This window comes from Streptomyces sp. AC555_RSS877, from assembly GCF_019049245.1.
In the GTDB taxonomy this organism is placed as follows: domain Bacteria; phylum Actinomycetota; class Actinomycetes; order Streptomycetales; family Streptomycetaceae; genus Streptomyces.
On record NZ_JAGMUK010000052.1, the window covers coordinates 29,185 to 49,632 of the forward strand.

Consider the following 20,448-nt stretch of genomic DNA (forward strand, 5'->3'; position numbering starts at 1 on the left):
AGGCGTCGGCACCTGGGCGGCCACCTCGGGCGACCCCGGCACGCCCCAGGACGGCCGGAACTCGTCCCCGGCGACACCCTGACGCCCAGGGGGCTCCGCCTCCTGGACTCCCCGGCCCGGTCGGGGGCCCCCGGTCGACGCCCGCACCGGCGCCCCCCGCTTGGCGGAGCCGTTAGGCTGGAGGCGTGGCAGTCGTCGATGTATCCGAAGAGCTCAAGTCCCTCTCCTCGACCATGGAGTCGATCGAGGCCGTTCTGGACCTCGACAAGCTGAGGGCAGACATCGCCGTGCTCGAGGAGCAGGCGGCCGCGCCGTCCCTGTGGGACAACCCGGACGAGGCGCAGAAGGTCACCAGCAAGCTCTCCCACCTCCAGGCCGAGGTCAGGAAGGCGGAGACGCTGCGCGGACGGATCGACGATCTCTCCGTGCTGTTCGAGATGGCCGAGGAGGAGGACGACCCGGACACCAAGGCCGAGGCCGAGTCCGAGCTCGTCGCCGTCAAGAAGGCGCTGGACGAGATGGAGGTCCGCACGCTGCTCAGCGGTGAGTACGACGCGCGTGAGGCGCTCGTCAACATCCGCGCGGAAGCCGGTGGCGTCGACGCCGCCGACTTCGCCGAGAAGCTGCAGCGGATGTACCTGCGCTGGGCCGAGCAGCACGGCTACAAGACCGAGATCTACGAGACGTCGTACGCCGAAGAGGCCGGCATCAAGTCGACCACCTTCGCCGTGCAGATCCCGTACGCCTACGGCACCCTCTCCGTCGAGCAGGGCACGCACCGGCTCGTGCGGATCTCGCCCTTCGACAACCAGGGGCGGCGCCAGACCTCCTTCGCGGGCGTCGAGATCCTTCCCGTGGTCGAGCAGACCGACCACATCGAGATCGACGAGTCCGAGCTGCGGGTGGACGTGTACCGGTCGTCCGGGCCGGGCGGCCAGGGCGTGAACACCACCGACTCCGCGGTGCGGCTCACCCACCTCCCCACCGGCATCGTCGTCTCCTGTCAGAACGAGCGGTCGCAGATCCAGAACAAGGCGACCGCGATGAACGTGCTCCAGGCCAAGCTCCTCGAGCGGCGCCGCCAGGAGGAGCAGGCCAAGATGAACGCCCTCAAGGGCGACGGCGGCAACTCCTGGGGCAACCAGATGCGTTCGTACGTCCTGCACCCGTACCAGATGGTCAAGGATTTGCGCACGGAGTTCGAGGTCGGAAACCCCGAGGCCGTGTTCAACGGCGAGATCGACGGCTTCCTGGAGGCCGGAATTCGCTGGCGCAAGCAGCAGGAGAAGTAAGTTTGTCGACAAGGCAACTGCCGCCCCTCCGGCGGCAGTTGCCTTTTGTGTACCCGGATGTGTTCCCGATGTCTGGGTTTTACATCACACTCACACACTTCAATGCCCGGCATAGATCGCTTAGTTGGACATTGCGCGCGCAATGGCCTTGACGTTGCTTTGAAAAATGGGAAAGGTAAAGCGTGGCATGCGTATCTCTGGGGCGCATGTGAACCGGGGGGCCTTCAAGCGCAGCTACCTCCTCCGTCGATCACGGCCCCCGAGCGCCGCCTCACTGACGATGAGCTACTGGGGGTAGCAACCAGATGACCAAGAAGACGCGGATCCGGATCGCGCGGATAGCCGCTGGTGCCGTGATCGCGGCCGGTGCCTCGCTGACCGCCGCCGGCGCCGCTTCCGCGCTGGAGATCGGCGTGACCGTGGACGAGAGCGGCGTCGGCGTGAACGTCGACCCCGGCCTCGGCGACGAAACGCCTCCGGCCCCGACGGACCCGGGCATCCCGACCGAGCCCAACCCGACGGACCCGGGCCTGCCGACGGACCCGACCATCCCGACCGACCCGGGCACTCCGACCGACCCGCCGACCGCGACGGACCCGACCGAGCCCACCGACGAGCCCACCGAGCCCACCGAGGACCCGACCGACCCGGGCAACGGGAACGGCAACGGGAACGGCAACGGCAACGGCAACGGGAACGGAAACGGGAACGGAAACGGCGGGGGCAACAGCAACACCGACCCCGACGGCGGTTCCGGCGACTCCGCCCAGGAGGAGGGCTCCTCGTCCCTCACCGACACCGGCACGGACACCTCGACCGACACGTCGGCCCAGGGCAGCGGTGAGCAGCTCGCCGAGACCGGTGCCGCGCAGACCACCTTCCTGGTGATCGGCGCCGCCACGATGATCGCCGGCGGTGTCGGCTTCCGCATCCTGCCGCGCCTCATGAGCGGCCGGGGTGGCGCGGCCGCCTGACGGTAGCCGTCTGCTGACAGACCGTGCGCACGCCGCACGGTGAAGGGCCCGGAGCGATCATCGCTCCGGGCCCTTCGTATGTCCTGGGGGCGCGTCCTACGCGGTCTGGTGCGCCAGCAGCGCGACCGCCGCGATCAGTACCGCCAGCAATGTGATGAGCGCCATGGGGTTCAGACCCGCGAAAAGGTTGTCCTGCTGCAGCCGCTCGCGGTTCGCGCGGCACACATGGCACCGGCCCTCGATCACGGGCGCCGCGCAGTTCGCGCACACCAGCCGGTCGTACGTCATGCGCTCGCCCTCCTTGCACCGGTTCCATGTACACAACGCCCGCGGGAACCCGAACGTTCCCCCTCCACTGTGCCAGGTTCCCCGCGATTCAGCGCGGGGTCCCGTGGGGCCGGGGCAGGCACAAAACGCACATCTGTCGCGCAACCCCAACCGGTGCCTGCGCTTGCGCACCGGGTTCGCGTATGGTCACGCTCATCTACCCCCGGCTACCCGTGGTGCATCCGTGATCCGATTCGACAACGTATCCAAGGTCTACCCCAAGCAGACCCGCCCCGCACTCAGGGATGTCTCCCTGGAAGTGGAGAAGGGCGAGTTCGTGTTCCTCGTGGGGTCCTCCGGCTCCGGAAAGTCCACCTTCCTGCGGCTGGTGCTCCGCGAGGAGCGGGCCAGCCACGGTCAGGTGCACGTCCTGGGCAAGGACCTCGCGCGCCTCACCAACTGGAAGGTGCCGCAGATGCGGCGACAGTTGGGGACGGTGTTCCAGGACTTCCGGCTCCTGCCGAACAAGACGGTCGCCGAGAACGTGGCCTTCGCGCAGGAGGTCATCGGCAAGTCGAAGGGCGAGATCCGCAAGTCCGTGCCGCAGGTGCTCGACCTCGTCGGGCTCGGCGGCAAGGAGGACCGGATGCCCGGCGAGCTGTCCGGTGGTGAGCAGCAGCGGGTGGCCATCGCGAGAGCCTTCGTCAACCGTCCCAAGCTGCTCATCGCCGACGAGCCCACCGGCAACCTCGACCCGCAGACCTCCGTCGGCATCATGAAGCTGCTCGACCGGATCAACCGGACCGGCACGACCGTGCTGATGGCGACGCACGACCAGAACATCGTGGACCAGATGCGCAAGCGCGTCATCGAACTGGAGAAGGGCCGCCTCGTCCGCGACCAGGCACGCGGCGTCTACGGCTACCAGCACTGACCGCTGTCTGACGACTGTCCACGGAAAGGCCTGAAGAACACGCCATGCGCGCCCAGTTCGTTCTGTCGGAGATCGGTGTCGGTCTCCGCCGCAACCTGACGATGACCTTCGCGGTCGTCGTCTCCGTCGCCCTGTCGCTCGCCCTGTTCGGCGGGTCGCTCCTGATGAGCGACCAGGTCAACACCATGAAGGGCTACTGGTACGACAAGGTCAACGTCTCGGTCTTCCTCTGCAACAAGAGCGACGCCGAGTCCGATCCGAACTGCGCCAAGGGCGCGGTCACCGAGGACCAGAAGAAGGCCATCCTCGCCGACCTCGACAAGATGACGTCGGTCGTGCAGAAGGTGACCTACGAGTCGCAGGACCAGGCGTACAAGCACTACAAGGAGCAGTTCGGCGACTCCCCGCTGGCCAGCTCCCTCACGCCGGACCAGATGCAGGAGTCGTACCGCATCAAGCTGAAGGACCCGGAGAAGTACCAGGTCATCGCGACCGCCTTCGACGGCCGTGACGGCGTGCAGTCGGTGCAGGACCAGAAGGGGATCCTCGACAACCTCTTCGGGCTGCTGAACGGCATGAACTGGGCCGCGCGCGCGGTGATGGCCCTCATGCTGGTCGTCGCGCTGATGCTGATCGTCAACACCGTGCGTGTCTCGGCGTTCAGCCGGCGGCGCGAGACCGGGATCATGCGCCTGGTCGGCGCCTCGGGCTTCTACATCCAGGCGCCGTTCATCATGGAGGCCGCGGTAGCCGGACTCATCGGCGGCACGGTCGCGTGCGGCTTCCTGGTGGTCGCCCGGTACTTCCTCATCGACCACGGCCTCGCCCTGTCCGAGAAGCTGAACCTGATCAACTTCATCGGCTGGGACGCCGTGTTGACGAAGCTGCCGCTCATCCTGGCGACCAGTCTGCTGATGCCCGCGCTGGCCGCGTTCTTCGCGTTGCGCAAGTACCTGAAGGTGTGACGCATGCCAAGAGGGCCGTACGGTCAACCGGCCGTGCGGCCCTTCGCGTTGTCCTAGACTCACCCGCATGTCAGGCCGAGACCTGTTCTGTCAGCCCCGTCGCATCGGCCGCGGGGCCGCCCTGACATTGGTCTTCACGAGCGTCCTCGTCGCCGGTGCCGCGACCGGCTCCCTTCCCGCAGCCGACGGCCGCGACCGGAAATCCCCCTCCGGCCCGACCATCGCGGCCGCCTCGGCGGGCCGCCACGAGGACGTGGAGAAGGCCGCCGAGGAGGCCATGGCCGACGGCGAGTCCCCCATGGAGGCCGCCGAACGCGCGGTCAGCCGCAGCGGGGACCGCTGGGGCGCCGTCTACTCCCAGGGTGAGTACGAGGAGTTCGAGGAGGCTCTCGACGGCCGGTACACCGGCGTCGGCCTGTGGGCCCGGCGCGAGCGGGACGGCCGTATCGAGGTGACCAAGGTGCGGTCCGGGTCGCCCGCGGCCGCGGCCGGCATCCGCGAGGGCGACCGGCTGCACAGCGTCGACGGCAGGAAGGTCGACGGGCGGCCCGTCACCGAGGTCGTCTCGTTACTGCGCGGCGACGCCACGGACGCGGCCGCCGGTACGACCGTCCGCCTGGGCCTGGAGCGCGGCACGCGCGCGTGGAGCGAGACACTGCGCCGCGCCCGCCTCTCCACGGACGACGTGACCGTCCACACACCGGCGGACGGCATCACCGTGATCAGGATCGCCGCCTTCACCAAGGGAGCCGGCGACAGGGTCCGCACCGCCGTACGGCGGGCCCCGGCCGGCGCCGGGATCGTCCTCGACCTGCGCGGCAACTCCGGCGGCCTGGTCACCGAGGCCGTCACCGCCGCCTCCGCCTTCCTCGACGGCGGCCTGGTCGCCACGTACGACGTCGAGGGCGAACAGCGAGCCCTGCACGCCGACTCAGGCGGCGACACCACCCGGCCCCTGGTCGCGCTCGTCGACGGCGGGACCATGAGCGCGGCCGAGCTGCTCACCGGAGCCCTGCAGGACCGCGGCCGCGCGGTCGTCGTGGGCTCCCGCACCTTCGGCAAGGGCTCGGTCCAGATGCCGAGCCGGCTGCCCGACGGCTCCGTCGCCGAGCTGACCGTCGGGCACTACCGCACCCCCTCCGGCCGCGGGGTCGACGGGCGCGGCATCACGCCGGACCTGGAGGCGGACCGGCAGGTGCTGAAGCGGGCGGAGACCGTGCTGAGCGGCCTGGGCAGGTAGCCGTTAATCGGTTTCCCGCAGACCCCCTCGGTAGTGCGAAAATGGGCGGCACTATGAGCAAGGGAATGTACGTACCGAAGGAATCCCAGCCCAAGCAGGGCGCAGGGCCCGCGAAGGTCAAGGACGGCAAGCGCAAGATCGTCGCCCAGAACAAGAAGGCGCGGCACGACTACGCGATCATCGACGTCTACGAGGCCGGGCTGGTGCTCAGCGGCACCGAGGTGAAGTCGCTGCGCCAGGGACGCGCCTCGCTGACCGACGGCTTCGTCCAGATCGACGGGAACGAGGCGTGGCTGCACAACGCCCACATCCCCGAGTACAGCCAGGGCACCTGGACCAACCACTCCGTGCGCCGCAAGCGCAAGCTGCTCCTGCACCGCGAGGAGATCGACAAGCTGGAGTCCAAGGCCCAGGAGACGGGGCACACGATCGTGCCCCTCGCCCTGTATTTCAAGGACGGCCGGGCGAAGGCCGAGATCGCCCTCGCGCGAGGCAAGAAGGAGTACGACAAGCGCCAGACCCTGCGGGAGAAGCAGGACCGGCGGGAGTCGGACCGCGCGATCGCGGCGGCGAAGCGGAAGCAGCGGGCCCAGTAGGGCGGGAGCGCCGGAATACGGTGGCCTCGTCCCGCGTTGGTCACGTACGATGGCACCTGCACCTCACAGCGGGTGCGCGTCCCTCACGAGGGACAGCTTGAAAAATCAACATGGGGATGATCGGTTTCGACAGCGGATGTCGAAGCAGGGGAAGCGTGTCGAGGAAGCGGCCATGATCTCGTAAACCACAGGCCGAAAAAAATAATCGCCACTATCAAGAGCGATTCTCCCGTGCAGTCGCAGTACGCCATCGCTGCCTGATCTCAGGTAACTAGGCTACTGCTCCGCACGTAACGGAGTGTCAGCCCGGGGCTGTTCCCGACCCGGATCCTGGCATCAGCTAGGGGACTAAACCTTGATCCCGGTCACGGGGTGAAGAGGGAAATCAAACAGTGACTGGGCCCGTCGGCGACTTGTTCGCGTGATCGCCGGGGCCGAGAAAATCACAGCGAACTGCGCACGGAGAAGCCCTGATTCTGCACCGTTGGACGCGGGTTCGATTCCCGCCATCTCCACTCGCCCGCGCCTGAGCGGGTACCCCATGTGGGCACAGGCCCCGTCGCTTCCGAGCGGCGGGGCCTGTGTCATGCCCGGACCGCGGCGAGGCCGTCGGGTCGTCATATGCATGCCGCGCCCGTTGTGGTGTGCCGCCCCATATCGAGGGGCTGTTCACGCTTCTACGGTCCCTCTCCATGACACCCACCAGGACACACACCACAGCCCTAGGCCGTCCTCTCCTCCTCGCGACCCTCCTGGTCGCCCTCCTCGCCGCCTTCCTCACCCCGGGCCGGGCCGCGGCGGCCTCCCTTCAGGAGGTGACCGGGTTCGGCGCCAACCCCGGTGCCCTGCGGATGTTCCGGTACGTCCCCGACGGACTGCCCGCCGGCCGGCCTGTCGTCGTCGCGCTGCACGGGTGCACCCAGAACGCCTCCGGGTACGGCACCGGCAGCGGGTGGATCCAGCTCGCCGACCGCTGGGGGTTCTCCGTCGTGCTGCCGCAGCAGCAGACCGCCAACAACGCCTCATCCTGCTTCGACTGGTTCCAGAGCGGGGACATGCAGCGCGGGCAGGGCGAGGCCGCGTCGGTCGCGCAGATGGTCGACCGGCAGCTCGCCGACGTCACCGGCGACGCCTCGCGCGTCTACGTCACCGGCCTGTCCGCCGGGGGCGGCATGACCGCCGTGATGATGGCGGCGTACCCGGAGAAGTTCGCCGCCGGCGGGATCGTCGCCGGGCTGACGTACGGGTGCGCGCAGGCCGCGGGGTCGCCGTACGTCTGCATGTACGTCGGCGCCACCCAGACCCCGCAGCAGTGGGGTGACCGGGTGCGGGCCGCGGGGCCCGGGTACGCCGGACCCTGGCCGACGCTGATCGCCTTCCAGGGCACGGCCGACCACACCGTGAAGCCCGTCAACATGACGGACCTGGTCGAGCAGTGGACCGAGGTGCACGGGGCCGACCAGGCGGCCGACGTCAGCGACACGGTCGCCGGGTATCCGCACCGGGTGTTCCGGGACGCGGGCGGGAAGGCCGTCGTGGAGACCTACAGCCTCACGGGCATGGGGCACGGGCAGCCCGTCGATCCCGGCAGCGGGAGCGAGCAGTGCGGGACCGCCGGGGCGTACATCCTCGACGTGAACCTGTGTGCCGCCTACCGGCTCGGGCGGGCCTGGGGTCTCGGCTGACCCGCGGGACCTCCCCCTCGCAGGTCACGCCGTACGCCGTCCCGTGCTCGCCCGTTCCGTCAGCCGCGGTGGCAGCAGGGTGGCCTCCGGAACGGCCGTGCCGCCCATCTTCTCCATCAGGAGCTCCACCGCCCGGGTGCCGACCTCGGCGGACGGCAGGGCGACGGAGGTCACCGGGACGCGCACGGACTCGGCGAGTTCGTCGGGGCAGATGGCCGTGACGGAGAGGTCGCCGGGGACGCGCAGGCCGAGCTGCTCGAAGGCGTCGATCAGCGGCTCCAGCAAGGGCTCGTTGTGGACGACGACACCCGTCAACGCGGGCTGGTCGCGCAGGAGCCGCTCGGCGACCGTACGGGCGGCTCCGGACGCGGCCTCGCAGGGGTGGACGGAGGAGGCGAGGCCGTGCCGGTCGGCGGCGGCCGTGAAGCCCTGGACCACGCGCTGGGCGAACGCGGTCTGGCGGACGTACACCTCCGGCGGCGACCCGACCAGGGCCACGACCCGATGTCCCAGTCCGGCCAGATGGTCCACGCACGCCTCCCCGGCGGCCCTGAAGTCGAGGTCGATGCAGGTCAGGCCCTCCGAGGAGGCGGGGAAGCCGATCATCACCGACGGTCGTTCCAGGGTCCGCAGCAGCGGCAGCCGGGGGTCGTGCAGCTGTACGTCCATGAGGATCAGCGCGTCCACCAGCGCCGTGTCGGCGACCCGGCGCAGGCCGTCCTCGCCCTCCTCCTGGGTGAGGAGCAGGACGTCGTGGTCGTGGCGCCGGGCCGTGGTGACCACCGACACCGCGAACTGCATGACCACCGGGACGTGGATGCCGGCCCGCAGCGGCACCACCAGCGCCAGCACGTTCGACTTGCTGCTGGCCAGCGCCCGGGCGCCGGCGTGCGGGCGGTAGCCCAGCTCGCGGATGGCCTCCTCCACCCGGCGCTTGGTCTCCTCGGAGATGGGCCGCTTGCCGCTGAGGGCGTAGGAGACCGTGCTGGGAGAGACCCCGGCATGCCGAGCCACGTCCGTGATCTTCACCATCAGGCCCACTCCACCGTCAGGAACCCGGTCCCGGCCCGGGCCCGCACCTCGCGCTCGCCCACGGCAAGCCCCCAGGGCGCGGCGGGGTCATCGCACGACGCCCGCAGCAGATCCCCTTCGCGTACGACGGTGAAGGTCACGTCCCCGACCTCTACCGTCACCTGGTCGCCCCGCTCCAGGCTGTACGCCCGCAGCGTGACCCCGTCGGCATGGTCGTAGTCGGGCCGGTCGGCCACCGCGCCCACCGGGATCACCGCGCCGGGCCGCACGAGGAGCGGCACGCTGGAGAAGTCGTGGCGCTCGCGCACCCAGCGCGGCCCCGTCACCGTCTCCCCGGTCACGAAGTGGGTCCAGGTGCCCTCGGGGACGTAGTAGGAGACGTCCCCCTCGTCGGAGAACACAGGCGCGACCAGCAGGTCCGGGCCGAGCATGTACTGCCGTTCCAGATGCGCGCACCCCGGGTCGTCCGGGAACTCCAGGACCATCGCGCGCATCACCGGCAGGCCCTCGGTGTGGGCGGTGCGCGCGGCCTCGTACAGGTACGGCATGAGCCGCAGCTTCAGCCGGGTGAAGTGCCGCAGGACGTCGACCGACTCCTCGTCGAACAGCCACGGCACCCGGTAGGAGGAGCTGCCGTGCAGGCGGCTGTGGGAGGACAGCAGCCCGAAGGCCAGCCAGCGTTTGAAGAGCGCCGGGGTCGGCGTGCCCTCGAAGCCGCCGATGTCGTGGCTCCAGAAGCCGAAGCCGGACAGCCCCAGGGACAGGCCTCCGCGCAACGATTCCGCCATCGACTCGTACGTCGACTCGCAGTCGCCGCCCCAGTGGACCGGGAACTTCTGGCTGCCCGCCGTCGCCGAGCGGGCGAAGACGACCGCCTCCTCCTCGCCCCGGTGCTTGCGCAGCACGTCGAAGACAGTGCGGTTGTAGAGGTAGGTGTAGTAGTTGTGCATCCGCTCCGGGTCGGAGCCGTCGGACCAGGCCACGTCGAGGGGCACCCGCTCGCCGAAGTCGGTCTTGAAGCAGTCGACGCCCTGGGCGAGCAGCGCCTCCAGCTTGGAGGCGTACCACTCGCGGGCCGCCGGGCTGGTGAAGTCGACCAGTGCCATGCCGGGCTGCCACAGGTCCCACTGCCACACGCTGCCGTCCGGCCGCTTCAGCAGGTGTCCCAGTGCCTTGCCCTCCGCGAACAGGGGGGAGCGCTGGGCGATGTACGGGTTGATCCACGCGGACACCCGCAGGCCCCGCGCGTGCAGCCGCGCCAGCATTCCCTCCGGGTCGGGGAACACCCGCGGGTCCCACTGGAAGTCGCACCAGTTGAACTCGCGCATCCAGAAGCAGTCGAAGTGGAAGACGGACAGCGGCAGTTCGCGCTCGCGCATGCCCTCGATGAAGGAGGTGACGGTCTCCTCGTCGTACGACGTGGTGAACGAGGTCGACAGCCACAGGCCGAAGGACCAGGGCGGCGGGAGGGCCGGGCGGCCGGTGAGAGCGGTGTACTTGCGCAGGATGTCCTTCGGGGTCGGCCCGTAGATGACGTAGTACGTCAACTGCTGGGTCTCGGCGCTGAACTGCACCCGCGAGACGACCTCCGAGCCGACTTCGAAGGCCACCTTGCCCGGGTGGTCGACGAAGACGCCGTAGCCCGCGTCCGTCAGGTAGAAGGGCACGTTCTTGTACGCCTGCTCGGTCGCCGTGCCGCCGTCGGCGTTCCAGATGTCGACGACCTGGCCGTTCTTCACCAGGGGGCCGAAGCGTTCACCTAGGCCGTAGACCGAGGTCCCCACACGGAGGTTGAGCTGTTCGCGCAGGTAGTGCCCCGAGGCGTCCCGCATGATGCCCATGCCCTTGGTGGCGCTGGAGGTGAGGACGCGGCCGTGGGCGAGGAAGTCGACGTGCCAGGAGCCGGTGCGGGCCACCCGGACCGAGAGCGCGCCGGAGGTCAGGGTCGCGTGCTCGTCGTCGTACGCCACCTGCGGCGGGACGTCCTCGGTGGCGACCTCGAACTCCGGTCCGTGCGGCTGCTCGCCGTCGAAGTGGGTGAAGGTGACGCCGATGACGTCGGGCATCGGCGCGTGGGCGCTGATCGTCACGACCGGTCCCTTCAGCAGGTCGCCGCGGTGGCGGATGGGCTGGGTCGGCGCGTGGATCTCCAGCGTGCCGTCCTGCGCGGTGACGTCGAGCACCTCGACCGGATAGGCCGCGGTGACACCCTCGCGCAGCAGCCAGTAGCCGTCGGTGAACTTCATGTGGGGGTTCCTTACTTCACGGCACCGACGGCGATGCCGCGGGTGAGGGTTCGCTGGAAGACGAGGAAGAAGACCAGGGCGGGCAGGACGCCGAGGAGGGCGGCGGCGTTGGTCATCGTGGCGTCCATCAGGCGCTGGCCCTGGAGGACGCCGAGGGCCACCGACACGGTCTGGTTGTCGTTGGAGATCAGCATGACCAGGGGGAGCAGGAACTCGTTCCAGGTCCAGATGAAGAAGAAGACCAGGAGCACGCCGATGGTCGGACGGCTGACCGGGACGACGATCCGCCACAGCACCTGCCACTTGTTCGCGCCGTCGATGCGGGCGGCCTCGATGATCTCGCGGGGGAACTGGCCGAGGACCGAGGAGAGCAGATACGTGCCGAAGGCCGCCTGGATCACCGTGAACACGATGATCACGCTCAGCCTGGTGTCGTAGAGGCCGGCCTCCTTGCTGAGGTAGTAGACCGGGTAGACCAGCGCCTCCTGCGGCAGCATGTTCGCGAGGACGAAGAAGGCGAGCACCCAGGTGCGGCCCTTGATGCGGCCGATGCCGATCGCGTACGCGTTCAGGACGGACAGGACGACCGCCAGGACCGCCACCGATCCGCTGATCAGCACCGAGTTGACCAGCTTCTGGCCGAAGTCCACGCGCTCCCAGAAGTCCTTGACGCCGTCGACGTAGAGGCCCTCGGGGAGGCTGAGGGGGCCGTTCTGGGCGTACTCCGCAGGGGACTTGAACGCGTTGATCGTGACGATCGCGAACGGGACCACCATGAACAGGGCCGCTATGCACAGGGCCACGAGCACCGGGTAGCGGCGGAACGCGGTCGTCATGCGCGAATCCCCTCCTCTTCGTCCTCGGCGCGGGTCTGGAGCTTCAGGCCGATCAGGGAGAGGGCGAGGATGATCACGGTGAGCACGGTGGAGATCGCGGCGCCGTAGCCGACCTGCGTCTTCTCGAAGAACGTGGTGAAGGAGAAGTAGGAGGGGACGTTCGTCGCGCCGCCCGGGCCGCCCTTCGTCAGGACGTACACCGCGCCGAACACCTTGAGCGCGGCGATCGAGCACCAGGTGAGGACGACGTAGATCTCCGGGCGGATCTGCGGCAGCGTGATGTGCCAGAAGCGGCGCCACCAGCCGGCGCCGTCCAGCTCGGCCGCCTCGTACAGCTGGGGGTCGACGCGTTGCAGGCCCGCCATGAAGACGACCAGGGGGAAGCCGAGCTGGACCCAGACCATCACGCCCATGACGCTGTAGAGCGCGAGGTCCGGGTCGCCGAGCCAGTCCTGCTGCCAGGACGACAGGCCTACGGCTGCGAGGAGTTCGTTGAGGGTGCCGTTGTCCGGCGCGAGGATCCAGCTCCAGACGATGCCGGCGACCGCGATCGGCAGCACCTGGGGGAGGTAGAAGCAGGCCCGGAGGACCGCCGTGATCCTGCTGCCGAAGTGCTTGCCGACGTAGTCGAACAGGGCGGCGGCGAGGACGAGCCCGATCACCGTCGGGGCGGCCGCCATCGCGACGACCATGAACAGGCTGTGCCGGAAGGACGCCCAGAACTCGGAGTCGTCCAGCAGCTCGCGGTAGTTGGCGAGCCCGGTCCAGTCGGGGGAGCCCACGCCCTCCCAGTCGGTGAAGCTCACGCCCGTGTTCATCAGGAACGGGACGACGATGACGGCCAGGAAGGCGAGGGCGCCGGGGAGCAGGAACAGGGCGTACGAGTCGCGGGGGCGGCGGTTCGGGTGGCCGGTGCGGTCCTGCTTGCCGGTCACCCGCTCGCCGCGTTCGACGGTGACCGTCATTGCTTCGGCGCGTCCTTGTCGTACGCCTTCTGCAACGCGTCCAGGTAGTCGTCCGGTGTCGCGCTGCCCGTCATCAGCTTCTGTGTCTCGGAGACGAGGACGTCGTAGAACCCGGCGACCGGCCAGTCGGGGTAGAAGGCGAGGCCGTCGCGCTCGGAGAGGGTGTTGAAGTTGCCGATGAGGGTCTTGGACTGGGGGTCGGTGATGGCGCTCGCGTCCGCCGCGACCGGGACGCCGCCCTTGTTGCCGAGCAGGTTCTGGATCTTCTTCGACATGGTGATGTCGATGAAGTCGTAGGCGAGGTCCTTGTTCTCGGCGCCCTTGGGGACGACCCAGAGGTTGCCGCCGGAGCCGAGGGTGAGGTTCGAGCCGGGCCACAGGAACGTGCCCCAGTCGAACGTCGCCTCGTCCTGGAAGCGGCCGTACCACCAGCTGCCGGAGAACAGGATCGGCGACTTGCCCTGGAGGAAGGAGACGCCGGTCTGCTCCGCGTTCGCGCCGGTGGACGACTTGCCGACGTAGCCCTTCTTCACCCAGTCGGCGAAGGTCTCGGCGGCGTACGTCCAGGCGGCGTCGTGGAAGTCGACCTTGCCCTTGTACAGCTCGAAGGCGTCCACCCAGGCGCGGTCCGCCTTCGACAGGGCCAGCTGGTAGACGTACTGGTGGGCCGGATACTCGGCGCCGCCGTTGGCGAGGGGGGTGATGCCCTCGGCGGTGAACTTGTCCATCGCGGCGGTCAGTTCGTCGAACGTCTTCGGCTCGGCGATCCCGTGCTCGGCGAAGAGGTCCTTGTTGTAGAAGACCATCGTGTACTCGGCGTAGTTGGGCACGCCGTACCACTTGCCGGAGCCCATCACGCCGTTCGGGTCGTAGAGGCTGGTGGTACGGACGCCCGGGCCGATCTTCTTGTCCCAGCCGCGCTTCGTCGCCTCGGCGGTGAGGTCCGTCAGGAGTCCCTGCCGGGAGAGCAGACCCGCCGTCGCGTTGCCCTTGTTGTACTCCATGAGGTCGGGCGCGTCCGAGGAGTTGAGGACCATCTGCGCGGTCTTCTGCATCTGGGCGAAGCTCTTCTCCTCGTACTCCACCTGCACGCCCGGGTGCTTGGCCTCGAACTCCTCGACCGCCTCCGCCCAGGCCTGGCCCATCGCGCTGTTCGGGGCCTCGTAGTGCCAGAGCTTGAGCGTCTTCCCGTCGGAGGAGCCACTGTCCGAGCCTCCGCAGGAGGTCAGGAGCAGGGCTCCGCTCAGGGCCGCCGCGGCCAGGGCGGTCACACGCCTTCGTGCCGTCAACATCCAGTGCCTCCCAGGGAGTCGGCTGGGTATCCGGCGTCACGCTGTGTTCATCGATTCGATTCGATGCGTGACGTCGAAGCGCTTCGACGGGCGAAGGTATGTTGGCGACTGCGAGAGCGTCAATGGGTTGCGCGGGATCGGCGGAAGCGATTCGACGGATCGACCGAGAAGAGGGTGATCATCAGCGCCACCGCCGCCGCCGCGACCGGCACCCCGAACCCCGCCGGGGCCGAGGCGTGTTCCGCCAGCCAGCCGCCGAGGGCGCTGCCGGCGGCGATCCCGCCGAGCAGGCCGGTCACCGCGAGGGTCATGCCCTCGTTGATCCGGCCCTCCGGTGTCCGTTCCTGGATCAGGGTCATGCCGGTGACCATCGTGGGGGCCGTCGCCATCCCGGCGCCCAGCAGCGCGCCCGCCAGGGCGAGGAGCGAGCCGGTCAGGGCAGCGGCGAGCAGGGGCAGCGTGAGCAGCGCGGTCATGACGGCGACGCACCACGGGTAGCGGTTCGCCGCGGGCCCGGCCGGCTTCACCGCCCCGTACAGCAGGCCCGCCGCGCACGAACCGGCCGCCTGGAGGGCGAGTACCGCGCCGGCCGCCGAGCGGTGCCCCTGTGCGTCCGCGTAGGCGATCGTGACGACCTCCATCGCCCCGAACACCACGCCCATGGCGAGACACACGGACAGCAGCGGGGGCATGCCGGGCGCGCGGAACAGCGCCGTGGCCCTCGTCGGCGCCCGCTGCGTCACCGGCGGCTCCGTGGAGCGCTGCGCGGCGAACAGCAGCATGCCCGTCACCAGCAGCACCACACCCGCCAGCGTGCCCGCCTCCGGGAAGAGCGTCCCGCACAGGAAGGCCGCGAGCACCGGGCCCAGCATGAAACACAGCTCGTCCACGGCCTGCTCGAAGGAGTTCGCGGTGTGCAGCGCCCCGTGGTCGCCCTTCAGCAGGTGGGCCCAGCGGGCGCGGGACATGCCGCCGAGGTTGGGGGTCGTGGCGGTGGCGGCGTAGGAGGCGAAGAGGGTCCAGGCGGGGGCCCCGTGCCGTACGCACAGCAGTAGCGAGAGCGAGCCCAGGGCGGCGAGCAGGGTGGCGGGTACGGCGATCCGCGCCTGCCCGTACCGGTCGACGAGCCGCGCGGTCCACGGGGCGACCACCGCGGTCGCGGCGAGTCCGGTGGCGACGACGGCTCCGGCGAGGGCGTACGAGCCCCGCGCACCGGCGATCATGAGGACCGCGCTCACGCCGAACATGCCCATCGGGACGCGGGCCAGCAGGTTCCCGACGGTGAAGGCGCGGGTGCCGGGGACGGTGAACAGGCGTCGGTAGGGGCCGGGGTCCTTGGTGGTACGGGGGCTGAAGTCGACGGCGACGAGGGTGTCGGCGGTGACGGTGTAGAGGGGCGTGTTCCTCGGGGTCGGTTGCGGCATGGGTTCACCGTCGCCCGCGGCCGATCAAGGGGTCCAACACCTTCTCCGCACCCATTGACGCACCCGTGTTGTGAATACGCCGTACCGATTCACGCACCCCGGTTGTAGGTTCCGCCCATGTCCGCCACCGGCCACCACCTCGACCCCCGTCTCCTCCGCGCCTTCCTCACGGTCGCCGAGGAGCTGCACTTCACACGCGCCGCGGCCCGGCTCTACGTCGCCCAGCAGGCGCTCAGCCGGGACGTACGGCGCCTGGAGCGGGACCTCGGGGCCGAGCTGTTCGTCCGGACCACCCGGCAGGTGACCCTGACGGCCGACGGCGAGCGACTGGTGCCGTACGCCCGCCGGGCGCTCCAGGCGCAGGACGAGCTGCTGGCCGCCTTCGGGCAGGCCCGGCCCCTGCTCGTGGATCTGAACTCGCCGGGTCTGGCCACCGGCCGCCGGGTCCTGCACCGGGCCCGGGAACTCGCCCCCGAGCTGGAGCTGATGGCCCGCTACGAGAGCGGTCTGACCCATGCCGCGGGCGAGCTGCTGGCGGGGCGGCTGGACGCCTCCTTCGGGCGGTTCGCCGGCCTCGACCCGGCGCTGCGGTCGGGCCTCGCCCACCAGCCCGTGCGCTACGAGCCGATGGCGGTCCTCCTGCCCGAGGACCACCCGCTGGCGGCGCTGGAGGCGGTGCCGCTCGACGCGCTCGCCGGGGAGTGCGTGTACGCGGGCGCCGGCAACCCGCGTACGCCGGAGTGGACGGACCTCGCGCGCCGGCTCTTCGCGGGGCGCGGCATCGAGGTCGCACCTCCCGTGCCGCTCGCCGTCGGGGACGAGGAGTTCCAGCGGATCATGGCGAAGACGCGGAACCCGATCCTCGTTGTGGTGGATTTTCCGGCCATGCCGGTGACTGTTTTGCGTCCCTTGGTTGATCCCATTCCTTTGTCAGCCGTGTCGTTGGTGTGGCGAAAGGGGCTGGTGCACCCGGGATTTGACGCTCTGCGCCGGTCTGTGGTCGAACTCTCTGTCGAGCTGGGATGGCTGCGGCGACCTGCGGAGGGATGGATTCCAGCCAGTGACGTGCACCTGATGAGTGTCAACAATTGAGCACCTGGCAAGCACGAAACCTCCTTGTGCGCTACATTCTTGCCCTGAGCACAGTGTGATAAAGGGGGCGCTCGGACCGGGTGGGGGCTCGGTTCCGACGACGGGTGCTCGGGTCGTACTCGCACCCGGAACTGTCCCGTGGGGGGATGTGCGTGCACGTGAAGAAGTGGCGGGAAGACGCCCAACCGGAATGGCCCGAGGTCACCTCGGCCGGAGACCCTTCGGTTGCGGGGGAAGGCGCTCAGGCGTTCCCGGAGACCATCGGAGCCGGATTCCCGAGAGGAACCGGAATCCCGGCCGGGGCCGACCGTGCCCCCGTCGGAGCCGACGCGACCGCGAAACCGGGCAGAGCCGGAGGGCCGCTCCCGGATGGCGTCCGGGCCGACGGAACCGACGCCACGCCGTCGACGGCCGAGATCTGGAGCCGTCCGGAGGCAGCCGTCCGGACCACCGCCGTCCGTGACCCGTGGGAAGAGGCCGGCGCGTCGGGTTTTGGCCAAGAGCCGGGCGACGGCAGCGATCCTGCTCACGACCCGCACGAGGTGACCGTCCAACTCGACGGCATAGGGCAGCAGTTGGAAGACCTGCTGGTACGGCAGGCCAAGGGCGGCGATCCCGGTGCCGACCCGGCCGCAGGGGACGGCTCCGACGGGCCGGTGTTCGTCGACGAGTCGGGCCGCCGCAGCCGCCGCTACCGCCGCATCGGCATCGCCGCCGGCACGGCCTGCGCGGTCTACGCCGTCGTCATCGTCGCCACGCTGCTGTCCGGCAACTCCAACGCACCCTGGCTGCCCGTCCCGGGCCAGCAGGAGGGCCAGCCGGCCGGCAAGATCGACACCTCGCCGCTGCCCGCCGAGTCGGCGCCGCCCTCCGGCAGGGCCGGCGTCTCGCCGGGACCCGTTCCGACGGTCGGCAACGGCACGGCCCCGGCCCCGGGCGCCAGTGCCACCGCACCGGGGGCCACCGGCCGCCCCGGCGCGTCCGCCGACGCCTCGCCGAGCCCGACGGCCACCGCCCCGGGCCCGGGCACCGGGTCGACCCCGGCCAATCCGACGCCGACGACGGATGCGCCGGTCACCACCCCGCCGCCCGACCCGACACCGACGGACCCCGGCCCCACGGCCACCCCGACCGAGACCACGGGCGCCGGCGACACCGGCGGTCCCGGCACCGGCACGGTGGCCGACGGACCGAGCGATCCCACCCCGATCGCCACGGAGCCGAACGGCACCGAGCCCGCACCCTCCCCGTCGGCGCAGGCCGTTCTCTGAGGGGCGGCGCCGGGAGGTCCTCCTCGCGAGGACCTGTCGGCGCGCCCCGTCTCCCGGCGCACACCCCGCTCGTGTGCGCCTCCTCCTGATGCACTTCCTCCTGATGCACATCCACCGATGGCATCCCCGTCCCCGGAGCACAACCACTGATGGCAACCCGCACCCGCCGTCCCGGGGCCGCCGACGGCTCCCGGCGTCGCCGCCTGCCCATGCGCCTGCTGCTGCCCGTGCTGTTCCTCGCCGCCCTGATGGCGATGCTGATGCTGCGCGGCTACGTACACAGCGAGATCCTCGCGGACCACCGCATCCAGGCCGAGGCATCCGCCGACAAGGTGCCCCAGGAGATCAAAGACGGCGGCCCGGTCATCGACACCCGCACCGGCCGCAGCACCAGCCTCAAGGTGCCCGACCACCACATGGTCCTCACCTTCGACGACGGGCCGGACCCGATCTGGACCCCCAAGGTCCTCGACGTCCTCGAGAAACACGACGCGCACGCCGTCTTCTTCGTCACCGGCACGATGGCCTCGCGCTATCCGGACCTGGTCAGGCGCATCGTCGCCGAGGGCCACGAGGTCGGTCTGCACACCTTCAACCACCCCGACCTCTCCCTCCAGTCGAAGAAGCGCATCGACTGGGAGCTGTCCCAGAACCAGCTCGCGATCACCGGCGCCGCCGGCATCCGCACCTCGCTCTTCCGGCCGCCCTACTCCTCGTACGCCGCGTCCATGGACAACAAGACCTGGCCCGTGACCCAGTACATCGGCACCCGCGGCTACATCACCGTCGTCACCAGCGTCGACAGCGAGGACTGGCGCAAGCCGGGCCCCGAGCGGATCATCCGCAACGTCACGCCCAAGGGCGGCACGGGCGCCGTCGTCCTGATGCACGACTCCGGCGGCGACCGCCACCAGACGGTCGAGGCGCTGGACCGGTTCCTGCCGCAGATGAAGGCCAAGGGCTACACGTTCGACAACCTCACCGAGGCACTGGACGCCCCCAGCGCGCACACGCCGGCCACCGGCATCGACCTGTGGAAGGGCAAGGCCTGGGTGTTCCTGGTACAGGCCTCGGACCACATCACAGCCGTCCTGGTGGTCTGCCTCGCCATCATCGGCTTCCTGGTCATCGCCCGTTTCGGTCTGATGCTGCTGCTCTCGGCCCTCCACGCCCGCCGGGTGCGCCGCCGCGACTTCCGCTGGGGGCCGCCGATCACCGAACCGGTGTCGGTGCTGGTCCCGGCGTACAACGAGGCCAAGTGCATCGAGAACACCGTCCGCTCCCTGATGGAGAGCGACCACCCCGTCGAGATCATCGTCATCGACGACGGCTCCAGCGACGGCACGGCACGCATCGTGGAGAACCTGAACCTGCCGGGCGTCCGCGTGGTCCGTCAGCTCAACGCGGGCAAGCCCGCCGCCCTCAACCGGGGCGTGGCGAACGCCCGGCACGACCTCGTCGTGATGATGGACGGCGACACCGTCTTCGAACCGTCCACCGTCCGCGAACTCGTCCAGCCCTTCGGCGACCCCCGCGTCGGCGCGGTCGCCGGCAACGCGAAGGTCGGCAACAAGGACACCCTGATCGGTGCCTGGCAGCACATCGAGTACGTGATGGGCTTCAACCTCGACCGCCGTATGTACGACGTCCTGCGGTGCATGCCCACCATCCCGGGCGCGGTCGGAGCCTTCCGCCGCACGGCCCTGGAACGCGTCGGCGGCATGAGCGACGACACGCTCGCCGAGGACACCGACATCACCATGGCCATCCACCGCGACGGCTGGAAGGTCGTCTACGCGGAGAACGCCCGCGCCTGGACCGAGGCCCCGGAGTCCGTCCAGCAGCTGTGGTCCCAGCGCTACCGGTGGTCGTACGGCACCATGCAGGCGATCTGGAAGCACCGCCGTGCCGTCTTCGACTCTGGCCCCTCGGGCCGCTTCGGCCGGGTCGGGCTCCCGCTCGTGTCCCTGTTCATGGTCCTGGCCCCGCTGCTGGCCCCGCTGATCGACGTGTTCCTCGTCTACGGCCTGGTCTTCGGACCCACCGGGAAGACGATCCTGGCCTGGTTCGGCGTCCTGGCCATCCAGCTGGCCTGCGCGACCTACGCCTTCGTCCTCGACCGCGAGCGCCTGACCCCGCTGATCTCGCTGCCGTTGCAGCAGATCCTCTACCGCCAGCTGATGTACGTCGTCCTGCTGCAGTCCTGGATCACCGCCCTCACCGGCGGCCGGCTGCGCTGGCAGAAGCTGCGGCGCAAGGGCGGGGTGTCGGCCCCGCCGAACGTGCCCTCGCAGGGCAGGCAGGTCGCCGAAGGACGGCCGGTCGGATGAGCGCCAT

General features: G+C 69.9%; 17 protein-coding genes and 1 other RNA gene. 11 read left to right on the forward strand and 7 right to left on the reverse strand.

The window, feature by feature from the left end:
* Positions 1-185: 185 nt before the first annotated feature.
* Positions 186-1,292, forward strand: a complete 1,107-nt coding sequence (gene prfB, locus KUM49_RS22095; RefSeq protein WP_217238632.1) for a peptide chain release factor 2 — start codon at positions 186-188, stop codon at positions 1,290-1,292.
* 305 nt (positions 1,293-1,597) lie between these two features.
* Positions 1,598-2,266: an LPXTG cell wall anchor domain-containing protein gene (locus tag KUM49_RS22100; RefSeq protein WP_217238633.1), complete on the forward strand. Its 669-nt coding sequence runs from the start codon at positions 1,598-1,600 to the stop codon at positions 2,264-2,266.
* Between the two features lie 96 nt (positions 2,267-2,362).
* On the opposite strand, the gene KUM49_RS22105 is transcribed toward KUM49_RS22100, so the two are convergent.
* Complete coding sequence (locus KUM49_RS22105) at positions 2,363-2,554, reverse strand: hypothetical protein (RefSeq protein ID WP_217238634.1); 192 nt, start codon at positions 2,552-2,554, stop codon at positions 2,363-2,365.
* A 223-nt stretch (positions 2,555-2,777) separates the two neighbouring features.
* On the opposite strand from KUM49_RS22105, the gene ftsE reads away from it, so the two are divergent.
* The 6 genes from ftsE (at position 2,778) to KUM49_RS22135 (ending at position 7,953) form a co-directional block, all read left to right on the forward strand.
* Positions 2,778-3,467 (forward strand): cell division ATP-binding protein FtsE, encoded by a 690-nt coding sequence (gene ftsE, locus KUM49_RS22110; RefSeq protein ID WP_217238635.1) that lies wholly within the window; start codon positions 2,778-2,780, stop codon positions 3,465-3,467.
* A 44-nt stretch (positions 3,468-3,511) separates the two neighbouring features.
* Entirely contained in the window at positions 3,512-4,432 is a 921-nt protein-coding gene (ftsX, locus tag KUM49_RS22115) for a permease-like cell division protein FtsX (protein ID WP_217238636.1), read from the forward strand.
* 67 nt (positions 4,433-4,499) lie between these two features.
* The gene (locus KUM49_RS22120; RefSeq protein ID WP_217238637.1) at positions 4,500-5,672 is read left to right on the forward strand and encodes a S41 family peptidase; all 1,173 of its coding nucleotides are present in this window, start codon (positions 4,500-4,502) and stop codon (positions 5,670-5,672) included.
* A gap of 53 nt (positions 5,673-5,725) precedes the next feature.
* Positions 5,726-6,268 (forward strand): SsrA-binding protein SmpB, encoded by a 543-nt coding sequence (smpB, locus tag KUM49_RS22125; RefSeq protein ID WP_254401619.1) that lies wholly within the window; start codon positions 5,726-5,728, stop codon positions 6,266-6,268.
* A 112-nt stretch (positions 6,269-6,380) separates the two neighbouring features.
* Positions 6,381-6,786: a transfer-messenger RNA gene (ssrA, locus tag KUM49_RS22130) on the forward strand.
* Between the two features lie 174 nt (positions 6,787-6,960).
* Entirely contained in the window at positions 6,961-7,953 is a 993-nt protein-coding gene (locus tag KUM49_RS22135; protein ID WP_217238638.1) for a PHB depolymerase family esterase, read from the forward strand.
* A gap of 24 nt (positions 7,954-7,977) precedes the next feature.
* Here the strand turns inward: KUM49_RS22135 and KUM49_RS22140 are convergent, their stop codons facing one another.
* From KUM49_RS22140 to KUM49_RS22165, 6 genes are all read right to left on the reverse strand, one after another.
* Complete coding sequence (locus KUM49_RS22140) at positions 7,978-8,985, reverse strand: LacI family DNA-binding transcriptional regulator (RefSeq protein WP_217238639.1); 1,008 nt, start codon at positions 8,983-8,985, stop codon at positions 7,978-7,980.
* A complete protein-coding gene (gene yicI / locus KUM49_RS22145) occupies positions 8,985-11,231 on the reverse strand; it encodes an alpha-xylosidase (protein ID WP_217238640.1) in 2,247 nt (748 codons plus the stop codon). Before yicI ends, KUM49_RS22140 begins: the two co-directional genes overlap by 1 nt.
* Positions 11,232-11,242: 11 nt before the next feature.
* A complete protein-coding gene (locus KUM49_RS22150; protein WP_217238641.1) occupies positions 11,243-12,067 on the reverse strand; it encodes a carbohydrate ABC transporter permease in 825 nt (274 codons plus the stop codon).
* Positions 12,064-13,032, reverse strand: coding sequence for a carbohydrate ABC transporter permease (locus KUM49_RS22155; protein ID WP_217238642.1), 969 nt, complete (start codon positions 13,030-13,032; stop codon positions 12,064-12,066). The genes KUM49_RS22150 and KUM49_RS22155 overlap by 4 nt, the downstream gene beginning before the upstream one ends.
* Positions 13,029-14,324, reverse strand: a complete 1,296-nt coding sequence (locus KUM49_RS22160) for an ABC transporter substrate-binding protein (protein WP_217238643.1) — start codon at positions 14,322-14,324, stop codon at positions 13,029-13,031. The genes KUM49_RS22155 and KUM49_RS22160 overlap by 4 nt, the downstream gene beginning before the upstream one ends.
* 119 nt (positions 14,325-14,443) lie before the next feature.
* Positions 14,444-15,748 (reverse strand): MFS transporter, encoded by a 1,305-nt coding sequence (locus KUM49_RS22165; RefSeq protein ID WP_217238644.1) that lies wholly within the window; start codon positions 15,746-15,748, stop codon positions 14,444-14,446.
* A gap of 117 nt (positions 15,749-15,865) precedes the next feature.
* Between KUM49_RS22165 and KUM49_RS22170 the strand changes: the two genes are divergently transcribed.
* The 3 genes from KUM49_RS22170 (at position 15,866) to KUM49_RS22180 (ending at position 20,441) form a co-directional block, all read left to right on the forward strand.
* Positions 15,866-16,840, forward strand: a complete 975-nt coding sequence (locus KUM49_RS22170) for a LysR family transcriptional regulator (RefSeq protein ID WP_217238645.1) — start codon at positions 15,866-15,868, stop codon at positions 16,838-16,840.
* Positions 16,841-16,986: 146 nt separating this feature from the next.
* Positions 16,987-18,111, forward strand: coding sequence for a hypothetical protein (locus KUM49_RS22175; RefSeq protein ID WP_254401620.1), 1,125 nt, complete (start codon positions 16,987-16,989; stop codon positions 18,109-18,111).
* 149 nt (positions 18,112-18,260) lie between these two features.
* Positions 18,261-20,441, forward strand: coding sequence for a glycosyltransferase (locus tag KUM49_RS22180; protein ID WP_217238646.1), 2,181 nt, complete (start codon positions 18,261-18,263; stop codon positions 20,439-20,441).
* The last annotated feature ends 7 nt before the right edge of the window (positions 20,442-20,448 follow it).